Source organism: Nocardia cyriacigeorgica, assembly GCF_010858045.1.
Taxonomy (GTDB): domain Bacteria; phylum Actinomycetota; class Actinomycetes; order Mycobacteriales; family Mycobacteriaceae; genus Nocardia; species Nocardia cyriacigeorgica_E.
The window spans coordinates 1-295 of the sequence record NZ_JAAGVC010000300.1; the positions used below are offsets into that span (position 1 = coordinate 1).

The window sequence follows — 295 nt, forward strand, 5'->3', positions numbered from 1 at the left end:
CACCGAGAACACGCCAACCGAGGCGTCACCGAATTCGACGCCAGCGCCGACTAGCACGGCAACCGCGCCGATCACCACGTTCGGCAGGTACAGCAGCGACAAAACCGTCAGCCCGATGACCCCGCCGGCATTGCCCGCTCCGGAGTAGGTGTCACCGATCCGGGACCAGTGCGCGAGGAAGGAGATGACCGTGACCGCGGCCGCGCACCCGAGCAGCCGCAGCACGGTGTGCGCGGCGACGTAGCCTGCGGCGATCAACCAGTACGGCAGCCGGTCGGCCGAGGCGGGCCAGAGC

General features: G+C 69.5%; 1 protein-coding gene. It reads right to left on the reverse strand.

Annotated features, from left to right (window positions below):
- Positions 1-295 (reverse strand): cell division protein PerM (locus GV790_RS29795; protein ID WP_256673615.1); only part of this gene is annotated, 295 nt, incomplete at both ends.